This is a genomic window from Streptomyces sp. NPDC056987 (assembly GCF_042673865.1).
Lineage (GTDB): Bacteria > Actinomycetota > Actinomycetes > Streptomycetales > Streptomycetaceae > Streptomyces.
Genome location: NZ_JBHURV010000005.1, coordinates 180,953 through 205,782, shown reverse-complemented (window position 1 = coordinate 205,782; position 24,830 = coordinate 180,953). Strand labels below are relative to the sequence as shown.

Annotated in this window: 24 protein-coding genes and 6 pseudogenes; 16 read left to right on the top strand and 14 right to left on the bottom strand. The window is 69.1% G+C overall.

Annotated features, from left to right (window positions below; all coding sequences use genetic code 11):
• The first annotated feature begins 33 nt into the window (after positions 1-33).
• Entirely contained in the window at positions 34-801 is a 768-nt protein-coding gene (locus tag ACFTZC_RS08495; RefSeq protein WP_382888003.1) for a hypothetical protein, read from the top strand.
• Positions 802-999: 198 nt separating this feature from the next.
• Positions 1,000-1,818, top strand: coding sequence for an SDR family NAD(P)-dependent oxidoreductase (locus ACFTZC_RS08490; RefSeq protein ID WP_382888002.1), 819 nt, complete (start codon positions 1,000-1,002; stop codon positions 1,816-1,818).
• 92 nt (positions 1,819-1,910) lie between these two features.
• Here the strand turns inward: ACFTZC_RS08490 and ACFTZC_RS08485 are convergent, their stop codons facing one another.
• Positions 1,911-2,708, bottom strand: coding sequence for an SDR family NAD(P)-dependent oxidoreductase (locus ACFTZC_RS08485; protein ID WP_382888001.1), 798 nt, complete (start codon positions 2,706-2,708; stop codon positions 1,911-1,913).
• A gap of 397 nt (positions 2,709-3,105) precedes the next feature.
• Here ACFTZC_RS08485 and ACFTZC_RS08480 point away from each other — a divergent pair, with 397 nt between their 5' ends.
• The 4 genes and pseudogenes from ACFTZC_RS08480 (at position 3,106) to ACFTZC_RS08465 (ending at position 4,772) form a co-directional block, all read left to right on the top strand.
• Positions 3,106-4,005, top strand: coding sequence for a helix-turn-helix transcriptional regulator (locus tag ACFTZC_RS08480; RefSeq protein ID WP_382888000.1), 900 nt, complete (start codon positions 3,106-3,108; stop codon positions 4,003-4,005).
• Between the two features lie 99 nt (positions 4,006-4,104).
• Entirely contained in the window at positions 4,105-4,542 is a 438-nt protein-coding gene (locus ACFTZC_RS08475; protein ID WP_382887999.1) for an enoyl-CoA hydratase-related protein, read from the top strand.
• Positions 4,539-4,601: pseudogene (locus ACFTZC_RS08470) on the top strand (hypothetical protein); the annotation flags it as partial. The gene ACFTZC_RS08475 and the pseudogene ACFTZC_RS08470, both read left to right, overlap by 4 nt.
• A gap of 6 nt (positions 4,602-4,607) precedes the next feature.
• Positions 4,608-4,772, top strand: coding sequence for a hypothetical protein (locus ACFTZC_RS08465; protein WP_382888117.1), 165 nt, complete (start codon positions 4,608-4,610; stop codon positions 4,770-4,772).
• A gap of 253 nt (positions 4,773-5,025) precedes the next feature.
• Here the strand turns inward: ACFTZC_RS08465 and ACFTZC_RS08460 are convergent, their stop codons facing one another.
• A complete protein-coding gene (locus ACFTZC_RS08460) occupies positions 5,026-5,643 on the bottom strand; it encodes a TetR/AcrR family transcriptional regulator (protein ID WP_382887998.1) in 618 nt (205 codons plus the stop codon).
• Between the two features lie 79 nt (positions 5,644-5,722).
• Between ACFTZC_RS08460 and ACFTZC_RS08455 the strand changes: the two genes are divergently transcribed.
• A complete protein-coding gene (locus tag ACFTZC_RS08455) occupies positions 5,723-6,550 on the top strand; it encodes an SDR family oxidoreductase (protein ID WP_382887996.1) in 828 nt (275 codons plus the stop codon).
• On the opposite strand, the gene ACFTZC_RS08450 is transcribed toward ACFTZC_RS08455, so the two are convergent.
• The 3 genes and pseudogenes from ACFTZC_RS08450 to ACFTZC_RS08440 all read right to left on the bottom strand — a co-directional run.
• On the bottom strand, positions 6,534-7,148 hold the full coding sequence (locus ACFTZC_RS08450; RefSeq protein WP_382888116.1) for a hypothetical protein: 615 nt from the start codon (positions 7,146-7,148) through the stop codon (positions 6,534-6,536). The genes ACFTZC_RS08455 and ACFTZC_RS08450 overlap by 17 nt on opposite strands.
• 57 nt (positions 7,149-7,205) lie before the next feature.
• Positions 7,206-7,280: pseudogene (locus ACFTZC_RS08445) on the bottom strand (hypothetical protein); the annotation flags it as partial.
• 73 nt (positions 7,281-7,353) lie between these two features.
• Positions 7,354-7,646: pseudogene (locus ACFTZC_RS08440) on the bottom strand (KR domain-containing protein); the annotation flags it as partial.
• A 396-nt stretch (positions 7,647-8,042) separates the two neighbouring features.
• Between ACFTZC_RS08440 and ACFTZC_RS08435 the strand changes: the two are divergent.
• A complete protein-coding gene (locus tag ACFTZC_RS08435; RefSeq protein ID WP_382888111.1) occupies positions 8,043-8,171 on the top strand; it encodes a hypothetical protein in 129 nt (42 codons plus the stop codon).
• A 104-nt stretch (positions 8,172-8,275) separates the two neighbouring features.
• Here ACFTZC_RS08435 and ACFTZC_RS08430 read toward each other — a convergent pair whose 3' ends face one another.
• Positions 8,276-9,124: a class I SAM-dependent methyltransferase gene (locus tag ACFTZC_RS08430; RefSeq protein WP_382887995.1), complete on the bottom strand. Its 849-nt coding sequence runs from the start codon at positions 9,122-9,124 to the stop codon at positions 8,276-8,278.
• A 147-nt stretch (positions 9,125-9,271) separates the two neighbouring features.
• Here ACFTZC_RS08430 and ACFTZC_RS08425 point away from each other — a divergent pair, with 147 nt between their 5' ends.
• The 3 genes from ACFTZC_RS08425 to ACFTZC_RS08415 are packed head-to-tail and all read left to right on the top strand — an operon-like array spanning position 9,272 to position 10,974.
• The gene (locus tag ACFTZC_RS08425) at positions 9,272-9,856 is read left to right on the top strand and encodes a TetR family transcriptional regulator (protein ID WP_382887994.1); all 585 of its coding nucleotides are present in this window, start codon (positions 9,272-9,274) and stop codon (positions 9,854-9,856) included.
• A 43-nt stretch (positions 9,857-9,899) separates the two neighbouring features.
• Entirely contained in the window at positions 9,900-10,457 is a 558-nt protein-coding gene (locus ACFTZC_RS08420; RefSeq protein ID WP_382887993.1) for a helix-turn-helix domain-containing protein, read from the top strand.
• Between the two features lie 19 nt (positions 10,458-10,476).
• On the top strand, positions 10,477-10,974 hold the full coding sequence (locus ACFTZC_RS08415; protein ID WP_382887992.1) for a hypothetical protein: 498 nt from the start codon (positions 10,477-10,479) through the stop codon (positions 10,972-10,974).
• Positions 10,975-11,425: 451 nt separating this feature from the next.
• Here the strand turns inward: ACFTZC_RS08415 and ACFTZC_RS08410 are convergent, their stop codons facing one another.
• From ACFTZC_RS08410 to ACFTZC_RS08400, 3 genes and pseudogenes are all read right to left on the bottom strand, one after another.
• On the bottom strand, positions 11,426-13,483 hold the full coding sequence (locus ACFTZC_RS08410) for a hypothetical protein (protein WP_382887991.1): 2,058 nt from the start codon (positions 13,481-13,483) through the stop codon (positions 11,426-11,428).
• A 1,523-nt stretch (positions 13,484-15,006) separates the two neighbouring features.
• Positions 15,007-15,357: a hypothetical protein gene (locus ACFTZC_RS08405; RefSeq protein WP_382887990.1), complete on the bottom strand. Its 351-nt coding sequence runs from the start codon at positions 15,355-15,357 to the stop codon at positions 15,007-15,009.
• Positions 15,358-15,655: 298 nt separating this feature from the next.
• Positions 15,656-15,835, bottom strand: a pseudogene (locus tag ACFTZC_RS08400) (amidase); the annotation flags it as partial.
• Between the two features lie 26 nt (positions 15,836-15,861).
• Between ACFTZC_RS08400 and ACFTZC_RS08395 the strand changes: the two are divergent.
• Entirely contained in the window at positions 15,862-16,173 is a 312-nt protein-coding gene (locus ACFTZC_RS08395) for an SDR family NAD(P)-dependent oxidoreductase (protein ID WP_382888110.1), read from the top strand.
• 418 nt (positions 16,174-16,591) lie between these two features.
• Here the strand turns inward: ACFTZC_RS08395 and ACFTZC_RS08390 are convergent, their stop codons facing one another.
• On the bottom strand, positions 16,592-17,206 hold the full coding sequence (locus tag ACFTZC_RS08390) for a TetR/AcrR family transcriptional regulator (protein ID WP_382887989.1): 615 nt from the start codon (positions 17,204-17,206) through the stop codon (positions 16,592-16,594).
• Between the two features lie 165 nt (positions 17,207-17,371).
• Here ACFTZC_RS08390 and ACFTZC_RS08385 point away from each other — a divergent pair, with 165 nt between their 5' ends.
• Positions 17,372-18,583, top strand: coding sequence for a cytochrome P450 (locus tag ACFTZC_RS08385; RefSeq protein WP_382887988.1), 1,212 nt, complete (start codon positions 17,372-17,374; stop codon positions 18,581-18,583).
• 341 nt (positions 18,584-18,924) lie between these two features.
• On the opposite strand, the pseudogene ACFTZC_RS08380 reads toward ACFTZC_RS08385, so the two are convergent.
• Positions 18,925-19,127: pseudogene (locus tag ACFTZC_RS08380) on the bottom strand (restriction endonuclease); the annotation flags it as partial.
• 327 nt (positions 19,128-19,454) lie between these two features.
• On the opposite strand from ACFTZC_RS08380, the gene ACFTZC_RS08375 reads away from it, so the two are divergent.
• Both ACFTZC_RS08375 and ACFTZC_RS08370 read left to right on the top strand, forming a co-directional pair.
• A complete protein-coding gene (locus ACFTZC_RS08375; protein WP_382887987.1) occupies positions 19,455-20,018 on the top strand; it encodes a dihydrofolate reductase family protein in 564 nt (187 codons plus the stop codon).
• A 123-nt stretch (positions 20,019-20,141) separates the two neighbouring features.
• Positions 20,142-21,251: pseudogene (locus ACFTZC_RS08370) on the top strand (cytochrome P450); the annotation flags it as partial.
• Between the two features lie 138 nt (positions 21,252-21,389).
• On the opposite strand, the gene ACFTZC_RS08365 reads toward ACFTZC_RS08370, so the two are convergent.
• Together ACFTZC_RS08365 and ACFTZC_RS08360 are read right to left on the bottom strand one after the other, a co-directional pair.
• Positions 21,390-21,800: a hypothetical protein gene (locus ACFTZC_RS08365; RefSeq protein ID WP_382887986.1), complete on the bottom strand. Its 411-nt coding sequence runs from the start codon at positions 21,798-21,800 to the stop codon at positions 21,390-21,392.
• Positions 21,801-22,096: 296 nt separating this feature from the next.
• Positions 22,097-22,888 carry a hypothetical protein gene (locus ACFTZC_RS08360; protein ID WP_382887985.1) on the bottom strand — a complete coding sequence of 264 codons (792 nt, stop codon included), beginning with the start codon at positions 22,886-22,888 and terminating at the stop codon, positions 22,097-22,099.
• A 208-nt stretch (positions 22,889-23,096) separates the two neighbouring features.
• On the opposite strand from ACFTZC_RS08360, the gene ACFTZC_RS08355 reads away from it, so the two are divergent.
• Positions 23,097-23,636 (top strand): HIT family protein, encoded by a 540-nt coding sequence (locus ACFTZC_RS08355; protein ID WP_382887984.1) that lies wholly within the window; start codon positions 23,097-23,099, stop codon positions 23,634-23,636.
• Positions 23,637-23,749: 113 nt separating this feature from the next.
• Here the strand turns inward: ACFTZC_RS08355 and ACFTZC_RS08350 are convergent, their stop codons facing one another.
• Entirely contained in the window at positions 23,750-24,733 is a 984-nt protein-coding gene (locus ACFTZC_RS08350; RefSeq protein ID WP_382887983.1) for a phosphotransferase family protein, read from the bottom strand.
• Between the last annotated feature and the right edge of the window lie 97 nt (positions 24,734-24,830).

The window sequence follows — 24,830 nt, the reverse complement described above, 5'->3', positions numbered from 1 at the left end:
GCTGCGGACCGCGAAACGCGAAGGAGACGCACCATGTCCGTCGAGAAGGAAGCCGGCTTCATCACGGCCGATACCCAGCTCGCCACACTGCGGCAGGTCATGGCCCGCTACGGTTCACGCGGAGCTGACGTGCTCGCCGGTAACGACCCCGCGGCGGCCGAACCGAGCCGGCAGACGTCGGGCGGTTCACCGCAGACGACCGAGGGTCCGTACTACATCCAGCACGGTGAGGGCTCGGAGTTCCGCAAGGACATCTCCGAGGGCCGTCCCGGTGTCCCGCTCCGGCTGAGCATCACCGTGGTGGGCGCGGACGGCGCCCCCGTCGAGGGGGCGGTGGTCGACGTCTGGCACTGCGATGCGCTCGGCTACTACTCCGGGCACCTCTCGCATGACCCCGACACCTTTCCCACCGTCGACGACTCGGGTCATGTTCCGCCGAGTGACGCATCACGGTTCCTGCGCGGCCGGCAGCCCACCTCCGCAGGTGGCACCGCCGAGTTCGCCAGCGTCTACCCGGGCTGGTACTTCACCCGCAGCATCCACATCCACCTCAAGGCCAGCATCGACGGAGAGGAAAGGTACACGGGACAGGTGTATCTGCCGGAGGAGTACAACGAGGCCGTGTCCAAGGTCGCCCCCTACAACGAGCACACGACCCTGGAGCGGCTGCGCAACGAGGACGACCTGGTCTACCGGTCGGCGGGAGGGCCGGACCTGCTCATGGGCGTGGAACCGGTCGCCCCGGGCGACGTCGCGGCGGGCCTGGCCGCATCGTTCACCGTGACGCTCCCCTCCGCCTGAGCGCCGTCCGCTGCCCCGAACCACACCGCGTCCGGGACAGCGGACGCGGAGATGCCGGAGCCCCGGCCGACTGCGCACGCCAACGTAAGGCCGAGCACGTCATCGGCGCCCGACCTCAACACCCTGTCCTTGGGCGGCCACAGATCCACGGCGTCACCGGCCGGGGCCGCCCGGCCCCGCCTTCTTCCACGGAGCATCATGAAGACCATCCTCATTGCCGGCGGCAACAGCGGCATCGGCCGCCAGGCCGCGCGCGACGTCCTCGCCCGCGGTCACCGCGTCATCCTGCTCGGCCGCAGCCAGACCAAGGGCGAGGCCGCCCTCGCCGCCCTCGGTGCCGCCGCCGAACGGGCATCGTTCCTCGCCGCCGACCTCTCCACCCACGACGGCGTCCGCGATGCCGCCCGACGGATCCTCGACACGCACGACCACCTTGACGCCGTCCTGCACACCACCGGCGTCCTGACCACCGAAGAAAGCCGGACCACGGACGGACTCCACCCCTTCTTCGCCGTCAACTACCTCAGCCGCTACCACCTCACCCAGCTCCTGCTGCCCGCCCTGCGCAGCAGCCGACAACCGCGCGTGGTCATGATGACCGCCGCTGTCGCGCCGACCGACAAGGCCGACTTCGCGCGTTTCCCCCGGTTCGAGTCGTTCAGCTTCGGCCGCGACCGCAAGCCGGTCCAACTCGCCAACCATCACTACGCCGCCCACCTCACCCGTACCGAAAGCGGCCTGGCCGCGGCCGTGGTCAACGCCGGCAGCCCCAAGACCGACATTCTGCGCGCCGCCCCCGCATCCATGCGCATCGGCGCCAAGATCCTCGGACCGCTCATCTTCGACTCCATCGAGAAAGCCGCCCACAACCCCGTCGAAGCAACCCTGCGCGACGACTGGGAGGCACCCGCGTACTGGGGCAAGCCCGGCAGCTTCGACCAGCGAACCCCGATCATCCTCGACGCCACGACCACCCAGCACCTCATGGACACCTCGCGTACGCTCACCGACGCCTGACACTGGCTGGAGCTGGGGCGACAGGCGTCGAGGCGTCCGTCGGTGACCGGTCTGGGCCCCAGGCCGCCCTGTAGATCTTTTGGTTTCCGGGCTCAAGGGCGGGGTTTGGCCTTGCGCGCGTGTCGTGCGGCCTTGAGTGTTTCGGGCATGAAGCGGTGTTTGAGGGCGGTGCGCTTGGTGGCGGCGTCGCCTCCGACGATCTCGGCCTTGCCTTCCATCAGGGCGAGGAAGCCCTGGCGGGCTACGTCCTTGCGGCTGTTCTTCTTCGCACCGGTTCCGAAGGCGGTGTTGTTCATTCCGGCGCGGGCGTGGAATTCGCTGTCGGTGGCGCCGGGCATGAGGGTGGTGACGCTGACGCCGTGTTCCTTCAGTTCTTCGCGCAGGCCGAGGGCGAACATGCGGGTGAAGGCGCGTGAGGGCCCGTAGACGGTTTCGTAGGGAGTGGGGAGGGTGGCGGACAGCGACGAGGTGATCAGGATCCGTCCTCGGGCGTTGGCGGCCATGTGGCGGGCGACGTGTTTGGCCAGGTGGACGACGGAGGTGACGTTCAGGTCGATCAGGGCGAGCTCGTCGTCGAGGTCGGTGTCGAGAAATGCGCCACCGATGCTGCGTCCGGCGTTGAGGACGGCCACGTCCAGGGGGCGGCCGGTCTTCTCCACGGCCTGCCATACCGTCTCGACGCCCTCGGCCTGGGCGAGGTCGGCGCGGACGGGGGTGACCTGGACACCGTGCCGGGCGAGATCGACGGCTGCCTGCTCGGTCGTGTCGCTGCGGCCGGTGGCGATCAGGTCGAAGCCGTTGATCGCGAAGAGGGCGGCGAGTTCGTAGCCGATGCCGGCTGAGGCTCCGGTCACCAGGGCCAGCGGCTTGGCGGATACGGGACTGTTCACGGGGTGCTCCGTTCGGTGGTGGTGTGGCGGGTGTGGGGTAGTTGGCGGGGCGGCCGCAGGGGTTGCCCGCCGGGTCCGGCCTGGAGCGGGTATCCAGTCGGCCTCGGTGGTCACCGGTCCTGGTGGGTGGGGTGGATGACGATGTCGTTGACGGTGACGTCTGCTTGCCTTCCTCGTTGGTGACCTTGTCCGTCCACCCGGTGTCGATGACGCCGGGGCTGATGGTGGAGATCTGGAGGCCGTGGGCGGTGCCGGTGCCGCCGGGGTGACCGCCCAGCCATTGAGACACGCCACGAAGCACCAGGCCAAGGCCACAGCGGGGGCCGCTCCTGACCGGGAAAGACCTGCCCCCCTTCACCGGTGGATCCACCGCACGGGCCGGGGAACACTCGAACGTATGGCGAAGAAAGCCGAGGAGATCAAAGAGTTCCTGCGCACCCGGCGAGACGCGGTGCGGCCCTCACAGGTCGGACTGCCCCATCACACCGGCCGACGCGTGCCGGGGCTGCGCCGCGAAGAGGTCGCGCAGCTGGCCGGCGTCAGCGTCGACTACTACACCCGACTCGAACAGGGCCGGCTGACCAGCGCCTCCGAGGGCGTCATCCTGTCCATCGCCGAGGCGCTGCGGCTGACCCAGGCCGAGACCCAGTACCTTCGCGACCTGCTGCGCCCGCAGCCGCGGCACACCGCGGCCAGGGAGCCCGCGCCGCGCCAGCAGGTGCGCCCGGACCTGATGCGCATCCTGGACGGCCTGCACGACCAGCCGTCCTTCGTCCTCGGCCGCCGCAACGAGGTCCTGGCGTCCAACGCCCTGCTGGACGCGCTGCTGACCCCGTTCAACCAGCGCCCTGCCGACGACCGCAACCTCCTGCGCTGGCTGCTGACGGACCCCGCCGCCCGCGAGCTCTACCTCGACTGGGCGCAGGTCACCTCCGAAGTCGTCGGTGTCCTGCGCGCCGAAGCCGGCCGCTACCCCAACGACGCGCAGACAGCCCGGTTCGTCACCGAGCTCAAGGCGACCAGCCCCGAGTTCGTCACCTGGTGGGCCCAGCGCAGTGTGGTGGAACGCACCTGGGGCACCAAACGGTTCCATCACCCCGTCGTCGGCCGCCTCGACATCACCTACGAAGCCCTCACTCTCCCCGGCGACCAGGACCAGGTCCTGTTCATCTACGCCGGCCGGACCGACAACGACCTCGACAAGCTCCGCATCCTGGCCAGTTGGAGCACCCACCGGACACCCGCGGACACGGCCGAAGCGCCACCCGGTGCACCCCGCAGGCCGCGCCACCCGTAGGCCAGGTCCCGCTCGGCCGCCCCGCAGCACGGGCCACCTGGCGCGGAACGACAGTGGGGAGAGTCCGCCGGTATTGCCGCGGGCGGCGGCGAGGCCCTCATGGGTGCCGGCGGCGATGAGTTCGCGGGTGAACCGGCGAAGACGTGGAAGATCAGGCGCCCGCCGGGAGTGGTGGTGTCCATTTCGACCGGACCCGCAGGCGAACGAGGACGGCAACGCTTGCCCCTCACATTGACGTCAGGTTTCAGCGCCGAGGTCCGGACCGAAAACACTGTGGGCGTCATCGTGTTCGACAGCGCCGATCCCGACTACTTCTCCGCCCACGTGGAGATGGCCGACACGACCGTCCTGGAGCAGGTGCTCCAGGACGGCACGCTGAACTTCACCGAGGAGCTGCACGAGAGCTACCGGACGTTGCCGCAGGTGACCATCGCGAAGGTCGCCGGACGGGCACGGGGCGGCCGCATCGAGTTCATCGCGGCCCTCGACCTGCGGTTCGCGGCGCTTGAAAAGCGCTGTTCTCGCAAAATGAGGTGAGCCTTGGCATCTTTCCGGGAGGCGGGCGATCGCCGTACCTGCCGCGGCTCCTGGGGCGGTCGCGTGTGCTTGAGGTGATCCTCGGCGCCGATGCCTTCGGCGTCGCGCAAGCCGAAGCCGTCTCCCCGCCTGGATCAAGGAGGCACCCGGCGATGCCCGTGCCCGCCGCCCGGGTCATGGAGCTCGCCGCAGCCGCGGTGCGCGGGCCGGCCGGTTTCCAGATGGAGTAGCCGGTGCTCCGCCCCGACGCCGTGCGGAGAATGCTGGATCAGCCGGAGAGCCCCGGCTCTGCCCGGGCTCGACAGCGACGGATCCACTTGTATGCCGTGGCGTGGGAGATACCCTCTTCCGCCACGACCCGCGCGACGGGTGGCTCCCGGTGCGGACATATCTGCCCAGCGGGTGCCGACGCGCTCTCGCAGACCTGACCGCGTCCGCGTCTTGGACGGCCTGTTCGCTCTGTACCGGTGAGCTTGCGATGTCTCATCCCGGAGACGTCGGAGTGACTCCCGCCCGCAGCCCCAGGCCGGCGAAGAGAACCTCGATGAGGTCGTCCGCGCCGCCCTGTCCGGAGAGGTTGCCGTGGGTGAGTGTCCGGTAGATCAGGGCGCCGATGACAAGATCGGCTGCCGCGTCCAGTCGGGCGTCGGGCCGCAGTTGACCTTGCCGGACACCGATCGCCAGCCGTTGCACCAAGTACTGCCGGAACGGGCCGGTGAACTGCTCGTACAGCTTCGCCGCGTCGGTGTCGCTCTCCGCGGCGGCCGCGGTCAGGCCACGCAGGAGTGCCGTGCTGCTCGGGTCGGTCAGCCGGGCGAGCTGTCCGCTCAGCCAGTCGCGCAGGTCGGTCAGGACATCCCCGGTCTCGGCCAGTGGGCTCGCGTCCGTGGCCAGGTGTCCGGAGAGGACGGCCTCGGCGACGATGGCGGCCTTCGACGGCCACCATCGGTAAACGGTCTGCTTGCCCACCCCCGCTTCAGCCGCGATGGCCTCCATGGTGAGCCGCTGATAGCCGCCGGAGGTGAGCAGCTCCAGGGTCGCGGTCAGCACCGCCTGATGAGCATGGGAACTACGAGGGCGCCCCCGCTGCTGTCCGGACATAGCGCTGAGCATAGACAACGGCGGACACGCCATGAATACAATACGGAACGTCTCGAAAATGCGGCACGAGGAGCTTCGGATGCAGAAGGACGTTGCGGTCGTCATCGGCGTGGGCGGCATGGGACAGGCGATCACCCGCAGGGTGGGCAGCGGCCGGAAAGTACTGCTCGCCGATTTCAACGAGGCCACGCTCCGCACCGCCGCCGATCTGCTGCGCGGCGAGGGGCACGAGGTCACCTCCGAGGTGGTCGACGTCTCCGACCACGGTTCGGTGCGTGCGCTCGCCGGCGCGGCCGACGCGCTCGGCCGGGTCACCCACGTCGTCCACACCGCCGGGCTGTCCCCGGCGCAGGCGCCGACGGAGGCGATCTTGCGGGTGGACCTCCTCGGGGTGGCTCTGATGCTCGACGAGTTCGTCCGGGTCGTCGCTCCCGGGGGTGCCGGTGTCGTCATCGCCAGCATGGCCGGCCACTTCCAGTCCCCGCTTCCGGCCGGACAGGAGCGGGCACTGGCCGACACTGCGGCACGAGAGCTGCTCGACCTGCCGTTCCTCGCCCCTGACGTGGTCGGCAGCCCCGGTGCGGCGTACACCCTGGCCAAGCGGGCCAACGCGCTGCGTGTCCAAGCGGCGGCGGCCGTCTGGGGCGAGCGGCATGCGCGGATCAACTCGATCAGCCCGGGCGCCATCTCCACGCCGATGGGACAGCAGGAACTGGACGGAGAGAGCGGCGAGACGATACGTGCCATGATCGACATGTCCGCGGCCAAGCGCCCGGGCACACCGGACGACATCGCGTCCGCAGCCGCGTTCCTCCTCGGCCCGCAGGCCGACTTCATCACCGGCACCGACCTGCTCGTCGACGGCGGCGTCGTCGCCGCCTCACGCGCGCTCATGGCAGCCGGCTGACCTCCTCCGAACGGACCGGCGATCGGTATCCGTCCAGTGCGGCAGAGAAGCCCGTCCCCGCTCGCGCCCGCCATGCTTTCGACTCGCCGACACCTGTAACCGTGTCCGATGTCCTGCCCGCTGCCCCTGTTGAGGGGGCGGTATCCGGCCGCCGCGTGACGACGTTGTCCCACTGCGCGGGGGGAGGCAGGGTTTGGCTTGCCTGGGTGAGCACTGCCGCCGCCAACGCGAGTCGGGTGTTCCGGCGTCGTAGTTCCTCCATCAGGGCACGCTGGTCCTTGAGCTGCCGTTTCAGACGGCTCACCATACGGCGAAGTCCTCGTTCGGTCTCGGGTACCTGCGTGGTTTCGAAGTCGATGGAGAAAGTCTCCAGGATGTCCTGGCGGGCTGCCGGACCCTCGGCGCCAAGGAGTCGGTCACGTACCTCTGTCTCGTCCTGCGTGGCTTCCTGACCGGTGAGGAGTGGGGCGAGCAGGGTCGAGGTGCTCAGGGCCGGGTAGGGAGCGGTCCACTGCGCGATGTCCAGCGGGGAGTAGGCGACCTGGTGGTGGCCGGCTGTGAGGATGCGTTCCAGTGCGTCGACGCCGTCGGTGGGCAAGAGGGTGCGGAAGCCGCGCTCGGCCAGGTGCTGACCGCGGCCGACGTCCCTCCAGGCGCCCCGGTGGATGCCGGTCGCAGGCAGGCCAGGGTCGCGACGGTGGGCGGCCAGGCCGTCGAGGAAGGCGTTGGCGGTGGCGTAAGGCGGCCTGTCCCGGGGAGCCGATCAGGGAGGCGACCGAGAAGTAGAGGACGAAGAAGTCGAGGGTGAGGTCTTCGGTGGCCCGTTGCAGGGCCCAGGCTCCCTCTGCCTTGCCGCGCCACACGCGTTCCAGAAGGTGTCATCGAGGGTGGCGAGGGTGGCGTCCTCGATGACACCGGCCGCGTGCATCACCCCGCGCACGGCGCACCCTGCGTCACCGGCCATGGCAAGCGCCCGGCGGATCAGGCCCGGATCGGCGATGTCACCGTGCAGGACGAGGATGTCGGTGCCGGTGGCGGCCAGTTCACTCAGTCGCCTCTCGGTCTCGGGCGTGGGGGCCGAGCGGCCGATGGTCACGATCCGCCCGGCGCCGTGGCGGGCGAGCCATGGGACGGTGAGCAGCCCCAGACCCCCCAGGAGTTCCGCGACGACGTCGGCGTACGGTGTCCTGCCCTCGATGAATTCGACACTGCTTGCGCGCAGTTCCGGATGTTCGTAGGCAGCCGTTCGGAGCAGTCCGCGCAGCGCCGCGGCGGACAACGGGGTCTGACCGCAGCGGTGCAGGGTCCACAGTCGCGGTGGGCGCTGCGACTGGGACAGGTGTCGTACCAGGGTGACGGAAGCACCGGCACGCCAGGCATGTGATCCAGCCGGCCCCTCCACCACACCACGCAGCGCCCGGACTTGCACCACACAACACTCACCGACCGTCACCCCCAGAACCGCCTGGTGGGCCGTCGGCGGTTCGCCGCGATGTTCGGGCCGTCCGGCAGCGGCACGTCCTCTCTGCTGCGCGCCGGTCCGATTCCTGCCCTCCAGCATTCCCGGGAGCCGAGCCCGCGCCTGGCCGCGATCCGGATCCTGGCCCCTGGGGGCCCATGAGGCCCCTTGCCGAACAGTGATCTCGGCCGATCCGGTTCTTCCTGGGATCCGTCCGGCCGGGTATGCGCGGGGTCAGATGCCGCCGGGCTGGTCGCGGTCCTCACTCAGGCCGGGCGGTCCGCCGTGACCAGCCATGACGTGCTGCGCAGCCGGACCGTGCCGTCCGTTGTCTCGTGAGTGCGCAAATGGTCCTCCAGGGTCCGGCGGGCGCGGAGCCGCGTCGCCGCGTCGACCTGCTCCATCAGGTGGCGGCCAGGGCCCGTGCGCAGCAGGAACTCCGCCGCGTCCTCGGCTCCGCTCCCCCACGTCCCGTACGCCTGTGCCTGGTTGATGGTGATGCCTGCGAATCCAGCCGCCGCGAGGACTTGGCGGACTCGGTCCGGGAGGGCCAGCGAGAACATGCCGGGCAGCCCCGGACGGCCGAAGTCGCCGACCGGCAGCAGGTCGCGCAGGGATTCCATCGCCCCGACCCAGCCGTTGAGCGCGGCATCGGCCGGGCAGACGAACGCCAGGCGCCCGCCAGGTCGCAGCGCCCGGCCGATGTTGCTGAACGCCGCGACAGGGTCGGCGAAGAACATCACTCCGTAGCGACTGAGCACGGTGTCGAACGCGCCTGTCTCGAAGGGATACGCCTGGGCGTCTCCCTGTTCGAAGACGGCATTGGGTATACTCTCGCGCTCCGCGCGGGTGCGTGCCTCGTCCAGCATCGGGCCGGACAGATCGAGGCCCAGCGCACGCCCTCGGGACGCCCTGAGCGCGGCGAGCCGCGTCGTCTGCCCGGTACCGCAGCCGATGTCGAGGAGCTGGTGGTCCCCGGCGATCCTGGCGGCGTCGAGCAGCGGCTCGTTAAAACCTTCGTTCACGGCGTTCCAGCGGTCCTGGTTGCGGGCCCAGTGGGTTCCTTCGGGGCCGTTCCACGCTTGCGCCTGCTCGGTGTTGACGACGTTCGGCATGGGTGCCTCCTGATGCGGCGACGGAGAATGGGCATCTGCCCATACGGTATGGGCAGATGCCCAAACCCGCAATCCTCGCTAAGATGCACTTGGTTACGGAGGGGATGCACCCACCGACAACGGCAGTAGTAGTTACGGGAGAGGCCCATGTCACCGCGCGGAGTGGCGACACCGGACGTACGCGAGCGGTTGTTCGACGCTGCAGAGCGGGTCCTTGCGAAGGACGGGCCCGGCGCGCTGACCAGTCGGGCGATCACTACCGAGGCGGGCTGCGCCAAGGGGCTGCTGCACACGCACTTCGCCGGGCTCGACGAGTTCGTGGCCGAACTCTGCCTCGACCGGTTCGCACGTACAGCCGCGAAGGCACAAGCACTCCTGGGGCTCGCGGGGCAGGGCTCGGTGGCAGCGAACCTCAACGCCGTCGTCCTCGTGCTGCTCCACTCCGGCGGCCCGGCCGTCTCGAGCCTCGCCATGACCCGCCCCGGCGCCGCCCTGCGTATCCGCGAGGCCCTGAAAGCCGGGGCGCCCGGCTTCACCACAATCCAGGAGGCCATCACCTGCTACCTCGAAGCCGAGCACCGACTCGACCGATTGGCGGACACGGTCGCCCCGTCCATCGCGGCCCTCGCCATCGTCGGGACCGCTCACCATCTCCTGATGACCAGTTGGCCGGGCGCACCCGACCCGCGGACCGAGATGACCCGCCTCGTGGCTGCTCTGGTGGGAACCTAAAGCAACCTCCGTTGCCGTCCAGGCGACCGGACACACGCACCTCATGCCTACCGACCTTGAAGGCAGGTTGTGCCGTAGGGGCCGGCTGTTGCTGATCGCCGTGGTGTGCCGGTTGTACGGGGCATCCGCAGGGTGGGGCCCGACCCCGGAGGAGCAGGCATTCCGTGAGCGGTCCCGGACGGAAGCAGCCGGGATGTTCGCTGCCAGGCGGGGCAGCACGGAGATGGCGAAGGCGTTACGGGTCAACGTGCGGTCCGTCCAGCGGTGGCGGCGGGCGTGGCGGGAGACCGGCGAGGACGCGGTTCGGGCCCCGTGGCCTGGCGGCCCGTCCGAACTGAGCGACGCGCTGTTCGCCGTACCCGAGGAGGAGCTGGCCAAAGGCCCGGCCCCGCACGGCCGACCGGATCGACGATGGCCTCTGGCCCGCGTCAGGCCACCGACACCTGCGGCGCACGGTGCCGGATCCCGGGCACCGCGCCGGCGTAGTCCTCGGAGAATCGGGCGAGCAGACCGGCCTGGTCCTCTGGATACTGCCGCCGTGGCGGATGCATCGGATCACCCGCAAGACCTGGCTCCCCTGCCCGCAGTAGAGTTGCTGTGATCACTACGAGGGGGGCCTCATGCAGATTCGGCGTGTCCGGCGTACAGCGATCTTCACCGCGGTGACCGCGGCCTGTCTGCTGTCCTGTTCCGCGGGCGCGGACGACACCGCCCAGGGCGTCGGGACGCGGGAGACCGCCCGTTCCTCATCCGCCCCGGCGCCGGCGGACACCACGGCGCAGGAGAACGCCGCCGTCACCCCGGGGCCGGAACTGGTCCGTGATGCCTTCGCCGGCCTCCAGGCCACGCTCAATGACACGTGCACACCAGGTTCGGGAGACTGCGCGTACTTCCTGGGCAGGGTCCACGAAGAAGTGACGGGTCTCGATGCGGCGATGAAGGCGGACCCGAAAGGCCCGGGCCACTTCCCCGAGCCCATCGAGTGGATCGCGGGCCTCCGCACGACGCTCAACGGCGACACCTCCACGGAGAACCTGGAGACGCACCGTACACAACTGATCGGTGTCCGCGACCGGATCAACGTCTGGATGCAGGACCACCCCGACGACTACAGCTGAAGACACGACCACCAGCGCCACCCGGACGAGGGCGTTGTCATCGGCCGATATCCCGTCAGCCGCCCACCGGGGCAGGCAAACACCTCAGGGGGATCACGGTCGCGGAGCAGCCGACGGGTCGACTGAGGCATGGGGGGAATCATGGTCGCGTTCCACGCGTCCGCGTTGGACGGCGTCGCCCGCAACCCGGCCCTGCCGACACCGTTGCCGCCGCGTTTGCCCGCCGTTGGCGGCGGCGGTGACGGTCCGCCCCGGCACGCCCTCCAGCGGGCCGGACTTCCCGAGCCGGCCGTCGTGGTGGTGATCCTGGCTCACCCGAACCCCGGCGCTCGGATCGACCTCGCGATGAGCGCCAGGGCCGAGCCCGAGCAGTGGTCCCGGGGCCCGTGGACAACCCCTCCCCCACGGTGTCGGCCGCTCTCGCGTACGGGCCCGACAGATCCTGGGCGAGTCATGAGCGACCGGTGCCCGGGGCGGTCCTGAGGCCGTCACTCAGGTCCTGCAACGCGGTGACCAGGTTCCGGCCGTCCTCGTTGACGGGTGCCAGGCGGTCGATCACGGCCCGGCTGCGGGCAGTGTCGTCCGCGTTGATACGTTCCATGATCTGGGCCAGTGTCGACCTCAGCCGGGCCTGGTGGCGTACGTGATGGCTCTCGACCGCGTCGACCAGGAGCCGTCCCTGGCTTCGCGCGACGTCCTCGAAGGCGACGCGCGCCTGCTTCACCTGCTCGTCGATCATGTCTTTGCGTTCCTGGCGCGCCTTGTGGACCTTGGACTCGCGGTCCTTGACCAGGTCCGTGACCTTGGCGATGGCGATGGCCGCGACCACGGCCGCTCCCGCCGGAACGGCGATGGTGGCGAGGCTGAGGCTGGTCGTCAGCCATACGGCGCCGCCCGCGATGGGACCGGCGACGCTGACGGTGTTGGCCACGGTCTGCACCAGGCCGTAGACGGTCAGGGGCCGGCGACCGTCCGTCCGCATCGGGAAGTGGCTGGTGTCCAGCGGTTCGGGTGTGACCAGGTGTGCGTCGGTCTCCAGTCCGAGGTCCGCCCGCAGCAGCCGGCGGGCGTTGCCGTCGAGGCTCCGCAACTCGATCTCCCAGAGCGTCGCGGGGCCCTCGGGCGCGGTCATCCAGCGGCTGAACACCTGGACCTGACGCACATCGATCTCGTTGACGTGCTCGGCGCTCAGATTGCCCTCGTCGATCAACGGGTCGAGTTGCCGGTGGAGTTCGTCGGCGAGTTCGCCGAACGGCTTCTGCGCCGCGCGGATCCTGCGCTGCATCTCACGGTCGAGTTCTGTCCGAATGCCTTCCAGGGAACGCTCCGCGCCCTCCACACGGTCGCGGAGTCCGTCCCGCTGCGCCTCCAGGTCCCCCACGGCCACCTGGTGAGTGTCGAGCGTGTCGGCGACATCGCGCTGACGGCGGCGGACCAGCCAGCGCGCCTCGTCGGCCACCTTGAGCAGGTGCACGTTCCCGGCGCCGGACTCCATCAGTTCCCGGAGACGGTCGCGCAGCGTTTCCATGCCGCTGAGGCGCCTGAGAGAGCCTCCGTCCTCGCCGTGGGCGTCCTTGTAGTCAGCCTCGACCTCCCAGGCGGCCGAGACCGGCAGGAAGCCTTCTCCGATGAACCGTCCGCCCTCGCCCCCAAAGTGCGTGCTCAGATACTCGTTGTTGGTGGCCAGCACACTCTTCCAGGCAGCCCGGCCCTGCTCCCGCTGGGTGGCCAGGTCGATCCCCGTGAGGACCCACAGCACCCGCTTCGCGGCGTTGCCGTGCATGTGGTGAGCGTAAAGGTCCCTGATGAGCTGGAGTTCGTTGGAGGTCAGGGCCGAGGTCGCGTGGCTCACGTAGACGAAGCAGTCGGCCTCCCCCCACGCCTCGCGCATGATGAACTCGTGCTCCTCGATCGGCGATTCCGAGCCCGGCAGGTCGAAGAGCTTGACGGGCAGACGGCACTCGGAGAGGAGCACCTCGATCGCCTCCACACGGCGGTTGATGTGCTCGCGCATGCGGTTGGTGACGTCGCCGTCGGCCGCTCCGTAAGCGCCCACCACGGCGGGAGGCAGGTCAACGCCGATCTCCTCCACCTCACCCCCCGCGAAGCGCACCCGCAGCAGAGCCCTGCCCTCGAACCCGTCCGACCGGCCCTCACCGACAGGGATGACGGTGCTGGGGCAGGCGGTGGTCGGACGCGCCGACGACGGAAGGACTCCGAGGTACTCGGCCGAGGGCATGCCGTCCTCGTCGGTGATCGGAACGTACTCCAGTCCGCCCTGCACGCCGCTGATCAGGAAACTCTTACCGGATGACTGTCGGCCGAGCAGGGCCACGTTGAGCATGGTCGACAGGGCGCGGGTACGCAGGGCTTCCAGTCGGGCGATGTCCCCGGCCAGTCCCTCCCGGTCGGGGAGGAGGTCGCGGACACCCTCCTCCGCGCGCAGCCAGCGCTCACAACGGCCCAGCAGGTGCTTCAACTCGTCCCGTACTTCTTCGACCGGCGTCATCTCTCCCTTGTACCGCGGAAAGTCGCACACCCGCTCCCGAAAGAATCAGAATGCCCGGCTCCGGACCGAACTTTGATAAACCCGCGGTCGGTTCGTGCCGCGGTTCGCTCTCCTCCGACGGAAAATGCCCTTCCGTGACCACTCGGCGGGACAGAGAATTACAAGTTCCGGCCCATCCGGACCGCCCAACCTCCCAGGCCTGACCAGCGCCCCGGCAAGGGCAGGGGTACGCACCGGGCCCGGAAGTGAGATATCTCGGTACCGCCGCGGCACAGGATGTCCGCGCTGCACGATGACACCTTTTCAGTAATCGAAAAGTCCTGCACGATGACGTCGTCGATGAAGTGACCCTCGAACGCGTCGTCGGTGAGCTCGCCCGCCATCCAGAGTTCCCCGGCCCCGCCCCGGGCCCACGCTCTGGTGAAGCGGCACTCCGTCAGCTCCCGCCCAGTCAGGCCGCCTGGAGTACCTCGCAGGGGCAGTGGCAGAATTCCACACGAGTTCGTGGTCCACGGCCCTGCTCGAACGGGTGGCGGCTTCGGTGACCTTCTCCCAGGAGCCGTACTTCACGTAGAGCTGGCCCGCCGTCGGGCCGAGCGGGTTGCCGTACTTCTTCTGGTTACGTGCCTCCAGTTCCGCGACCTGTTCCCGGGTCATGCCGGCGCGTACGACGCCCTTGGCACCGTTGCGCATCTGGACCAAGGTGCGAGCGATGTCCTCCTCCGAGCGCCCTTCGGCACGCATGGCGCACTCCTTGCGCTCCATGTCCTCAAGGAGCTGGTGGTAGGGCATCCGCTGGTCGCGGGCGACCTCGCGTTCCTGCGGAGTCTCGCTCCGGATCAGACAGACGACCGGTTCCGGGCTGGTGCAGGGGCCGGGGCCCCGGGGAGACAGGGGCGACGATGACCGAACCGCGGCCGGCGGACGCAGACTGAGCAGTGGCATGCGCTCCTCGTCGAGGTGGACCACGACGACACCGAAGATGACGGGGCCGAAGTACGCCTCCTCTGGGCCGACTTCACTCCGCGGAGTGAAGCAAGCGTACGAGAGCCGACGAACCCGTGTGTGGAGCCTCCGGGCCGAGAACACCGGTGGGAGGCCTCCTTGCCTGCTGCCGAGGACCAGTGCGGGCGTCACCATCAGCGCTCGCCCAGCTCAACACTCCGTGCGGATGTCCTGGAAATCAGGCCCGCGACCACGCCGCCTCGGCCGTTCCGGGGTGACACCCCGAGCGGCTCCGCCCCGTGCCGGTACACGGCGGCACCCGTGCGAGGGCACGCCGTTCCAGAGTTCGGGAACGGCCGCGACATGCAAGGGAGGCGGAGCAGTTGTGGTGCGACGCGCAGGAAGGCTCACCAGTATCAAGCCCGGGATCGCCGACACCGGCGGTCCGGCCTGCCCAGCCCCCCCTCGACCGCCGCGCCGACGCCGGATCCTCGCCCGCCTCCAGACGCGCATGGTCGATCCGGTCCGCTTCTGAGTTGCCGGCCCTCCCCCAGAGCAGTACGGATGTGGACAGCCGCTCATGCGTAGTAGCTAAGGATCACCAGCAACGCCGTGCATTCCGCGCAGAGTTGAGCAGCGAGCGCGACCTGCCGTACCCGCAGGGCAGGCGCGGCCAGGGCGACGACGAACGCCACGGCACCGATGCAGGCGCTCCAGACGAACAGCCACCCGGGCAGCCCCTTGGCGCACTGCACCCCGTACGTCACGCAGCCCGACACCCGCTCAGATGACAAGAGCAGCAGGCCTGCCGCCAGGACGGCCGGGACGAAAAGCGCGGCCGACAGACCGGCCCAGAGGCGGGAGCGGTCCCTTCCCGTGGCCGTCGCCGGGGCCGGAGGCGTCGCAGAAGGAGCAGTGGTTGCGTTCATGCCCTGATCGAACACGGTCTGCAGGTCCGGCACAGCCGCCCTGCTACTCACCAGCAGATGCGCACCGTACTCAGACGGCGTCAGCCGGGCGAGAGGTGGCTCAGCCTCGATCCGCACCGGGACGAACACGCATACCTCGACGCCCACCGGCACCGCCGGGACGCTCGGAGAACGACCGACCCTCCAGCGAACTGCCCGGCCACGCGACGATCACTAAGCCGCCGCCGGTCCGGGCGCTTCGAGGGGCAGGATGGTTGTCGCGTCCCTGGAGGCGCCCGGGTGTGGCCTTTCGTGACTGTCAGATGGTGGGGTGCTGGTCACGGACCGGTCTGAGCGACTCGAGCAGCGATGCCATGTGCAGGATCGTCGACTCCGAGTGCCAGTTGGCTGCCGGCTGCACACCGATCGGCATGCCGTCGCTGCGCGTGCCGAACCGCATGGACAGGGCTGGGGGCCCGGTCAGGTTGAACGGAATGGTCGCCGCTCGCCACCCGCTGCTACGACATCATCAGCACCGGCCGCAGCGACTCCGTCGACACCGTCGCCGAACAACTGCGCGCCCTGGGCGCCACCGTCCACCCGCTCCGCGCCGACCTGAGCGCCTACGACGGCGTCGAGAACCTGTGGAAGCAGGTCGAGGAGATCGGCCGACCCCTGGACGTCGCCCTCCTCAACGCCGGGATGAACATCGGCGGCGCCTTCGCCACCGACATCGACGCCGAACTCAAGCTCGTCGTCCTGGACGTCAACGCCGTCGTCCACCTCGCCAAGCACGTGGTGCCCGGCATGCTGTCCGGGGCAAGGGACGCATCCTGATCACCTCTTCCATCTCCGCCGCCATGCCCACGTCGGCAAGGACCACGCCGTCGGAGGCGACAAAGCCACCAAACGGCAGGCGTTCCTCAACCGCTTCCTCCCCGAGCACGTCAGGGCCCGCCGCCAGGGAGCCGACGCCAAGCCGTAACCAGCCGGAAGGCGCCACGGGCCGGGTGAGCCACGGTGCCAGCGATGCGGTCAGGCAGCAGCCGCGACGCCGCCCTCCGCAGACGCCGTACGCGTTGCCCTCCGGTAGGCGTCGTGGGCAAGCCGGTCAGCGGGGAGGGGGCGTCGGGGCAGGGGTGTGACGGCTCGTGCATGAGCAGCAGTCCGCAGGGGGCGGCCGGATGAGCATTACTACTGGCCGCGGCCGTCGGTGAGCGTGGTGGTGGCGTCCCTGCGTGCCCGTTGGCCTGTGTCAGTTGCCCTGCCTGTTCGACATCCCATGGGTGATGAGACTGAGTGCGCCGGCGAGTTGTTCACGGTGCCGACGCAGGATTTCGGGAGTGATACCGGTGTCCGCCGTGTCGTCGGCGAGCCGGTCGGCCGCCACTTTGAGTACGGCGTCCACGGCCGCGGCCCGCGCGCGGACCTCAAACGATTCGGCAGGCATAGCCAACCGTTCCGCCAGCACCTCGGCGAATGTGTCCTCCGCGCGCTCCCGGAGCATGAGGTAGGCGGCACGCAGCGCAGGTTCGTCACGGGTCAGCCGCACCACGGCGTGAACTGCCTCGATGTCCGCGCTGGACGAAGATTCGAAGAGGGGCCGGTACGCCGCTCGCAGGTGCTCTGTGAGGTCCGTCTCGGCCGGCCAAGCGTGCAACACCTCACGGAAGGCGTCGACCACCTTCGTCAGCAGCGGCTCCACGCAGCTTTCCTTGGCGCGGAAGTGGCGCCACAGCGTGCGTTCGGAGACTCCGGCCGCCCGCGCGATCTGTTCGCCCGAGGTGGCGGCCACGCCCTGCTCGGCGAAAAGCCGAACCGCGTGGCGGGAGATATCGAGGCGCTGCGCTTTGCGTTGCTCGTCGCTCACCGGCGGTCGCCCTCGGCGAGGTGCGTGGCCGCCGCTCTGTCTGAATTCCTCCATCGGGCGATCTTAGACACGCCTGTCGGCGTGGGGATTGGCCTGAACTTTATTGGCAGTGACTGCCAACAAAATGTTACGGTCGGGCTACGGGAAGATCACCGAAGGAGAGCCATGAGCGTTGCCGCCGAGCGTCCGCAGCTGCCTTTCACCCGCCCCAACGTCCTCGATCTCGCTCCCCTGTACGAGGTGCTCCGTCGGGAGGCGCCCATCGCACCGGTCACCACACCGGCCGGAGATCCCGCCTGGCTGGTCACCCGCTTCGCGGAGGTCCGCGACCTACTCGGCGACAAGCGGCTCGGCCGCTCCCACCCCGAACCGGAACGGGCGTCACGCATCACCAGCGCCGCGGTCCAGGAAGGCCCCTCGGGCAACCACGACACCGAGGAGGCCGACCACACCCGGATGCGCCGACTGCTCACCCCCGCATTCTCGGCCAAGCGGATGACCATGCTCTCCGAGCATGTCCAAGACCTGGTCGACGGCTGTGTCGACCAACTGCTCGCCGAGCACGCCGCCGCCCCTGACGGCGTCGTCGACCTGCATGCCGGACTCGCCTTCCCGCTCCCGGTCGCGGTCATCTGCCGGCTGCTCGGGGTGCCCGAGAGCGAGCACCCGTACTTCGCCTCACTGTCGGAGCGCATGGCCAATTACGCCATCGGCGAGGAGGCTCACCGCGCGCGGGACGAGTTCAACGCCTACATGACCGCTCTCGCGGAGACCAAGCGCACACATCCCGGCGAGGACGTCATCTCCGACCTCGTCCGCGCGCAGAGCACCGACCCGGACTACGAGTACGACGAGATGGTCCGGCTCTGCGTCGGGCTTCTGTTCGCCGGGCACGAGACCACCGTCAACCGCATCGGCCTGGGCACGCTGTTCCTGCTCACCCGCCCCGACCAGTGGCGGGCGCTGACCGCCGACCCGGCCGGCAGGGTGAACGCCACCGTCGAGGAGATCATGCGCATGGGCGCGCCCGGCGACCTCGGCCTGCTCCGCTACGCCCACACCGATGTCGACGTCGCCGGCGTCACCATCCGCCGCGGTGACGCCGTGATCCTGTCGGTCAACTCCGCCAACCGCGACCCGTCCGTCTACACCGCCGCCGAGACGTTCGACCCCGACCGCGCCGAACACACCCACCTCGGCTTCGGCCACGGCATGCACTTCTGCATCGGCGCCAGCCTGGCCCGCGTGGAACTGCGCATCGTCTTCGCCACCCTCGCCCGCCGCATGCCCGACCTCCGCCTCGCCAAGGACATCGACGAACTGGAGGTCCGCACCACCCTCACCGGTGGCGTCACCGAGCTACCCGTAACCTGGTGAACACCCCCTGAACACCATCAAGTCGCCCGTGCACCACCCGCGCGACCATCACTGCCGCGACGTGAGCAAGCCCAGGCTCGCGGCATTCCGGTCGGTTCCGGATGCTGCTTTCGCAGTCCCGAACCACCCAACCGAACTGCACTGTTGAGCCCGGCAGCGAGATCGTCACCGATTCAGCCCGGCATGCGGAACGACCGGTGGCCTTACGGCTCCTGCGCCGTTCCGTGCCGCGCTGCGAGATCGGCGACGACTCGCCGCAATCCCCCGAACAGCATCAGGCACGAGACATGGACAAGGAACTTCAGCAGCGGGACGAGCGACCCGTCTTCGTCGAACACCACGTCTCCAGGACATTGACGTCGGAGGGGAAACTGCCTGTTGACGACGACGGCGGCGTGGTCGGCTCGGTGCGCCGGGCCTGCTGTCTCTGTCACCGCGTACATCACTGATGACCCCACTTTCCCTCCACCGCGCGTGTGCTTGGCCTGCACAACGAGCCAGCCGCGGTGATCAGGCCACCGATGACGTCGGCGGCCTCATCCCCTGGTCAGGGCCGGGCTCGGGTGCGGGAGCCTTGACCAGACCAGGCTGCGGTTCTTGAGGCCTTCGCTCGCGATCACGTCACAGTCGCTGTCCCAGAGGCGGCCGGCCATCTGATGAGCCGGGCGCTCCGGCGTCCAGCCCGCCGGAGATGTACTGCCACCGGGCGATACTCGATGCGATCCCCTACCTGGTCGGCAAAGGCGTCAAGTGGCGGGCCATGCCCGCGGACATCCCACCGCGTCCGAGCTCGGGGAATCCCGCGAGCCGCGATGAGTCCTGCGGCGTCCGACGGTCGTACTCTCGAACCAGTTACCGAGGAGGACTTCTGATGCGCAGCGTGACCTATTCGATGAACGTCTCACTTGACGGCTACATCGTCGGGCCGGACGGCGGCTTCAACTGGACGACACCCGACGAGGAGGTCTTCCGCTCCTGGATCGACGAGATCCGGCAGGTCGGCGTCCACCTGCTGGGACGGCGACTGTACGAGACGATGCTGTACTGGGAGACCGCCGACCAGGATCCGTCGCTCGACGACTCAAGGCTTGAGTGGGCCGCGCTCTGGAAGCCGCTGCCCAAGGTGGTGTTCTCCACCACGCTGTCGGCGGTGCAGGGCCATGCCCGCCTGGCCTTCGGCGGTCCGGCGGAGGAGATCGAGCGGTTGCGAGCCGAGCCGGGGGCGGGCGACATCGCGATCGGCGGCGCGGGGCTCGCCGCCGAGGCCGCGGCGTCGGGGCTCATCGACGAGTACCGGCTCAGGGTCTACCCGGTGCTGGTCGGCGGTGGCATCCCGTTCTTTCCCCGGAGCGAGCGCCGGGTGGATCTCGAACTCGTCGAGACCCGCACCTTCGACTCGGGAGTGGCCTACCTCCGCTACCGCGTGACGCGCTGAGTCACGAGCTACGCGCTGGTGAAGCGGAGGAGGGGACGTAGTCCTTCTCCACTCCACCGTCCTGGCGTCAGCGCAGTGCCCTCACCCATGACATCACCTTCGAGTTGACGAGGGATCACTCCTATGCCCGACGCCCGGCCCCCGGTGCTCCTCGACGAGTCCTTCCAGGCAGATCCCCACGCCTCGTACGCTGCTTTACGCGGTACACCCGCGCCCCTGCGGGCTCTTGCCCCGGACGGAGCACCGGTGTGGCTGGTCACCGGCTACCACGACGTACGCGCTTCGGCAGCGGACCCGAGGCTCTCGCTCAACAAGGTCCACGCGGGGACCGCCGGCCGCCACGGTGATTCCATGCCATCCGAGTTGGACACGCATCTGCTCAACACCGACCCGCCGACCCACACCCGGCTCCGCTCTCTGGTCAACAGCGCGTTCACCGGACAACGAACCGAGCAGTTCAGGCAGTCCATTCAGGCAGTCACCGATCAGCTCCTGGACCGCATGGCCGCACGCGGCGGCCATGCGGACATCGTGGCCGACCTGGCCACACCACTGTCACTCACTGTGATGAGCAACCTGCTCGGCATCCCGGAGAACGACCGCACGGATTTCCGGAGCTGGACGGACACACTGCTCAGTCCGGCGCCCGACGCCGCTGTGCGGTCGCGTGAGGCCATGAGGGAGATGCACCATTTCCTCGCCGATCTCATCGAGCGCAAAATCCAGCGCGAACAGGATGCTCCCGGTGACGACCTGCTGTCCGCGCTCATCGACGAACACACCCACCCGGGCGGCCCCGGCCTGAGCAGGGCAGAGCTGGTCTCCATGGCCTTCCTTCTCCTCTTCGGCGGCTACCACAACTCCGCCGGCCTGATCTCCACCACCGTGCTGGCCCTCCTCTCCCACCCCGTTCACCTCGCTGCTCTGCGCAGCGGGGAACTGGCCATGGACCGGGTCACGGAAGAGGCGCTGCGCTGGAACTCCCCCGCGATGCTGGCCGTCCGGCGGTTCGCCACCCAGGACACACGGATCGGCGAGGCGGCCATCTGCAAGGGGGAACGCGTCTGGCTGGCCTGGGCCTCGGCCAACCGCGATCCGGACCGGTTCGTCACGCCCGAGACCTTTGCTCCCACGCGTGACACTCGTGGGCACCTTGCCTTCGGCCACGGCCCCCACTACTGCCCCGGTGCTTCCCTCGCACGGCTGGAGAACGAGATCGCCGTGACCAGTCTGGTTCGCCGGTTTCCGGAGCTGTCGCTGGCCGGCCCTGTCAGCGCGTTGCGGTGGACCACGTCGCTGCGCAACAGGAGCCTGCGCGAACTGCCCGTCTCCGAAGCGCGGGATTCCGTACGGTCCATGACCTGGCCGGTGTCAGATCCGGCGCAGCGCGGACCACTGCAGGACGGCGAAACCGGCGACGGTCAGCGCCTGCACCGGGATCCAGACCGCACCGGCCGTGGTCGGTTCGAACCAGAGCAGCAGCGCCGCGACACTGAGGACGGCCCAGAGCAGATTCGCCTCGACGACGACCTTCACCGGTAGCCGCGGGGCCTGCCGACGGTTCGCGAGAAAACCGACCCCAGCCGCGAACAGAGTGAGAAAAACGCCCACTCCGAACAGGAAAGTGCCGTCGATCCCGAGCAGCCGGCCGAGCGGCCCGGACGCCGTGACGTACGCCAGTCCGTTGACCCCGGTGACCGTGGCGTCGAGAGCGAGAAAACGGCGCAGCATCGCCTGTGGCTCAGTGGTGCGGGAAATTCCGGCGAGCAGGGTTACGGACATGGCGAATCGGCCTCCATCGAGGTCACACGGGCTGGTCGAGGAAGTGGAACTCGGACGGAGTGCGCCGCCCGAGTTCCCGTTCCGTAAGAGTGCCCGGCCACACCGGAAGCGTCGATTACGTACGAGGTAATGCCGCCCGCCCGCTCCGGGCCACCTGGACCGGTTGACGATCATCGAAGACGCCGCCAGGCGCGCGGGTGTGATGGGAGGCGGACCATTCATCTGGTGACAGGTCCAGCAACTACCGCGGGAATGCATCACCAGGTGAAGAACACTCCCCCTGTGAGCTGGGCCCGTCAGCCGTTCGGATACAGCTCCGCCCCCAGCCTCGTCTTCAGCATCGTCCACTGCGCGGTCATGTCGTGCACCAGATAGAGGTCACGGCGCCTCGTCCAGATCTGCCCGGACTCGGGATCGTAGGTGCCCGGCATCTCGAAGCCCTCCGGCGCGAACGCCTCCATGTTGCGCCCCCGCGTGGTCAGCACACAGCGCTTGACGTGGTCACGGAATCCGACAACGCCGGCCCTCCCGAGACCACCAGGGTTCCCCTTGCGCGCCTGCTCGATCTGCGCGGCGACCCCGTCGGTGCTCAGATACGTGATCGTGCCGTCCGCCGCGATCTCCGGCTCGATGGAAACAACCTGGGACATCCGGTACTTCGACTCCAGGAACCGCGCGATCTCCCACTGCGCGAACACCGGCACGGTACGCCTCGCCCTGATACGGGCGATCGTATCGGCAAGCTGCTCGTTCACCGGACCCGGCTCGTAGAGCACCTTGGCCGGATCCCCGCCGCCCGCGGGCGCACGGTTACCGAACGCGTAGCCGACAAGGAAGTCGAACGTCTCGACCCGCGCGGTGGGCGGGGACCAGTCGAAGCCGATGTCGTAACTCCAGGGTGCCACACGCCGCGCCGTGGCCCCGTCCTCCAGCTCCCCGGCCAGCGCGGTCACCATGTCCCGCTCAAGGCGGGTCCCGCCAACGCCCGGGTGGTGCGCGGCGTCCCGGGCGTAGGCCGGCGTGGCCCCGAACAGGACCGGTGCGCCCGCCGCCGCGGACAGCGCGGCGGTGAACTTACGTCGCTCCACGATGATGTGACCTTTCTCGTGCTCGAAGTACCCCTCATGGGAATCAACGCCGGCTCATACTCCGGCCGGGGTGAACAGGATGTCCTTCGCACGAACCATGGAAAAACCCTGATGAATCCCCCGCCACGGCCCGGAACACGTGGCAACGGACCAACCGGTCCGGGCCCCGGAGGCGGCATGCCCCCCCACGCGCAGCTCTTGCGAGGAGTTGGCCGAGGACCAGGAAAACGGTATGCCCGAGCCTGGAGTGACCTGCCAGACTCCGCGATACGGCTTGTCGCAGCAGCCGCGTTCGAACGAGGCGAGGACGGAAGGTTTCCGAGTGAGTGACTGCCCCTTCTGCTTGATCGGCCAAGGCGAGATCGACGCGGACCTGGTCGCCTACCGGTCGAAGAACGTCTTCGTCATCCCCACCCTCATGCAGCGGGCGAACAACCCAGGTCACACCCTGGTGCTGCCGCTCACTCACGTGACCGGCCTGCATAAGGCCCGAAGTGACCTTCTGCAGGAAGTCTTTGAAGTCGTCGCGAGAGTGTCGACCGCGATGAAAGACGCCTACCGAGCTGTCGGAACCACGATCACGCAGAACAACGACATACCCGGTCAGGTGCTTCACCACCTGCACGTCCACGTCATCCCACGCTTCGACGGAGATGCCTTCCAGATGCCCGATCCCGGAGTGTCCGAAGCACCGCGCGACGCTCGGCTTGCCCGCGCTTCCCTGTTGCGAAGGGCCCTGACATCCTGAGCAAGTGCTCTTGATCTGCCCGGCTCAGCCATCACCCGCAGCGGGGCTCGTCCTGCCGGGTCCGGAACACGGCAGTCAGCCGACGGTGGGACCCGAACTCCTCATGTCGGCTCTCATCTCCGCCTCTGCAGCCAGCGGAGGGAAGCCAGTCCCAGCGCGCTCATCATCTCCACCAGGTTCCGGTCCGCCTCCGCTCCTGCAGATGCGACGATCCGGAGCAGGAAGCCGGAGTGCGCGGCCAGCATGACGTCGATCCGCTCCCTGTCCGCGGTGCGGGTGAGGGGATGGCGTGCGGCGAGTTCCTGGGGGTCCGCGCCGCTGAGCGAGGCGCTCGACAGCAGCGTCACCGTGTCGCAGAACGGCGCGCCGATCCATGCGTGCGGCCAGTCGACGACGTAGACCTGCTGGTCGTGGACCATGATGTTGAACGGGTACAGGTCACCGTGTTGCAGCGTTCCGCCCGCCAGGGCCTGTGGGGCTTGTGCCTCCAGGTCGGCCAGGTCGGTGAGGTGATCGGCCGCCCAGGGGGCCATCCTGCGCAGCTGGTCGACCGGCGGGCCGCCCTTCTCGGCCAGTGCCTGCCAGCCACCGAGTCGCGGCTCGGACAGCAGCGTGCGGTCGACCGGCGACGGGGTCAAGGCTTCGGTCAGCTCGGCGAGTGCGGCGAGGACCCGGTCGAGTTCGGCGGCGCGCCAGGGCTGCGCGGGCAGCCGTCCTCGGATCTCCTCGTAGACCCCCGCAACCCAGACACCATCGTCGTAGGCGTCCAGCAGCCTGGGCGTCCACGCGGTGGCGAGCTGCCGCGTGACGGCGATCTCCCTGCGGTGGAAGGCGGACACCGCCGGAGCATGCTCCGCACTCGCCGCCTTCACGAACACCCGGCGACCGTCGGTCAGCGTCAGCAGCGAAGTCACGCCTTCCGAGAATCCACCGGGCTGCCCGGCCGCCGCGACGACCTCGGCACCGAGCAGGCGCTCGATGCCGGCCGCGACATCCTGCGGCACCGCGTTCCACGCGATCCGGCGGGTTCCCGTCTGCTGCGGCAACCCGGCGGGCCCAGTACCGTTCCGCGTCTCGCGGGAACTCTCTGAAATCATCCTGCTCCTCAGGGTGCGGTGTGCGAGCCTCGTCGTCGGGACTTCCGGGCTCGCTTGCGCTGGGAGCGGCTGTCGGCGAGAGGGGAAGGTGGACGGG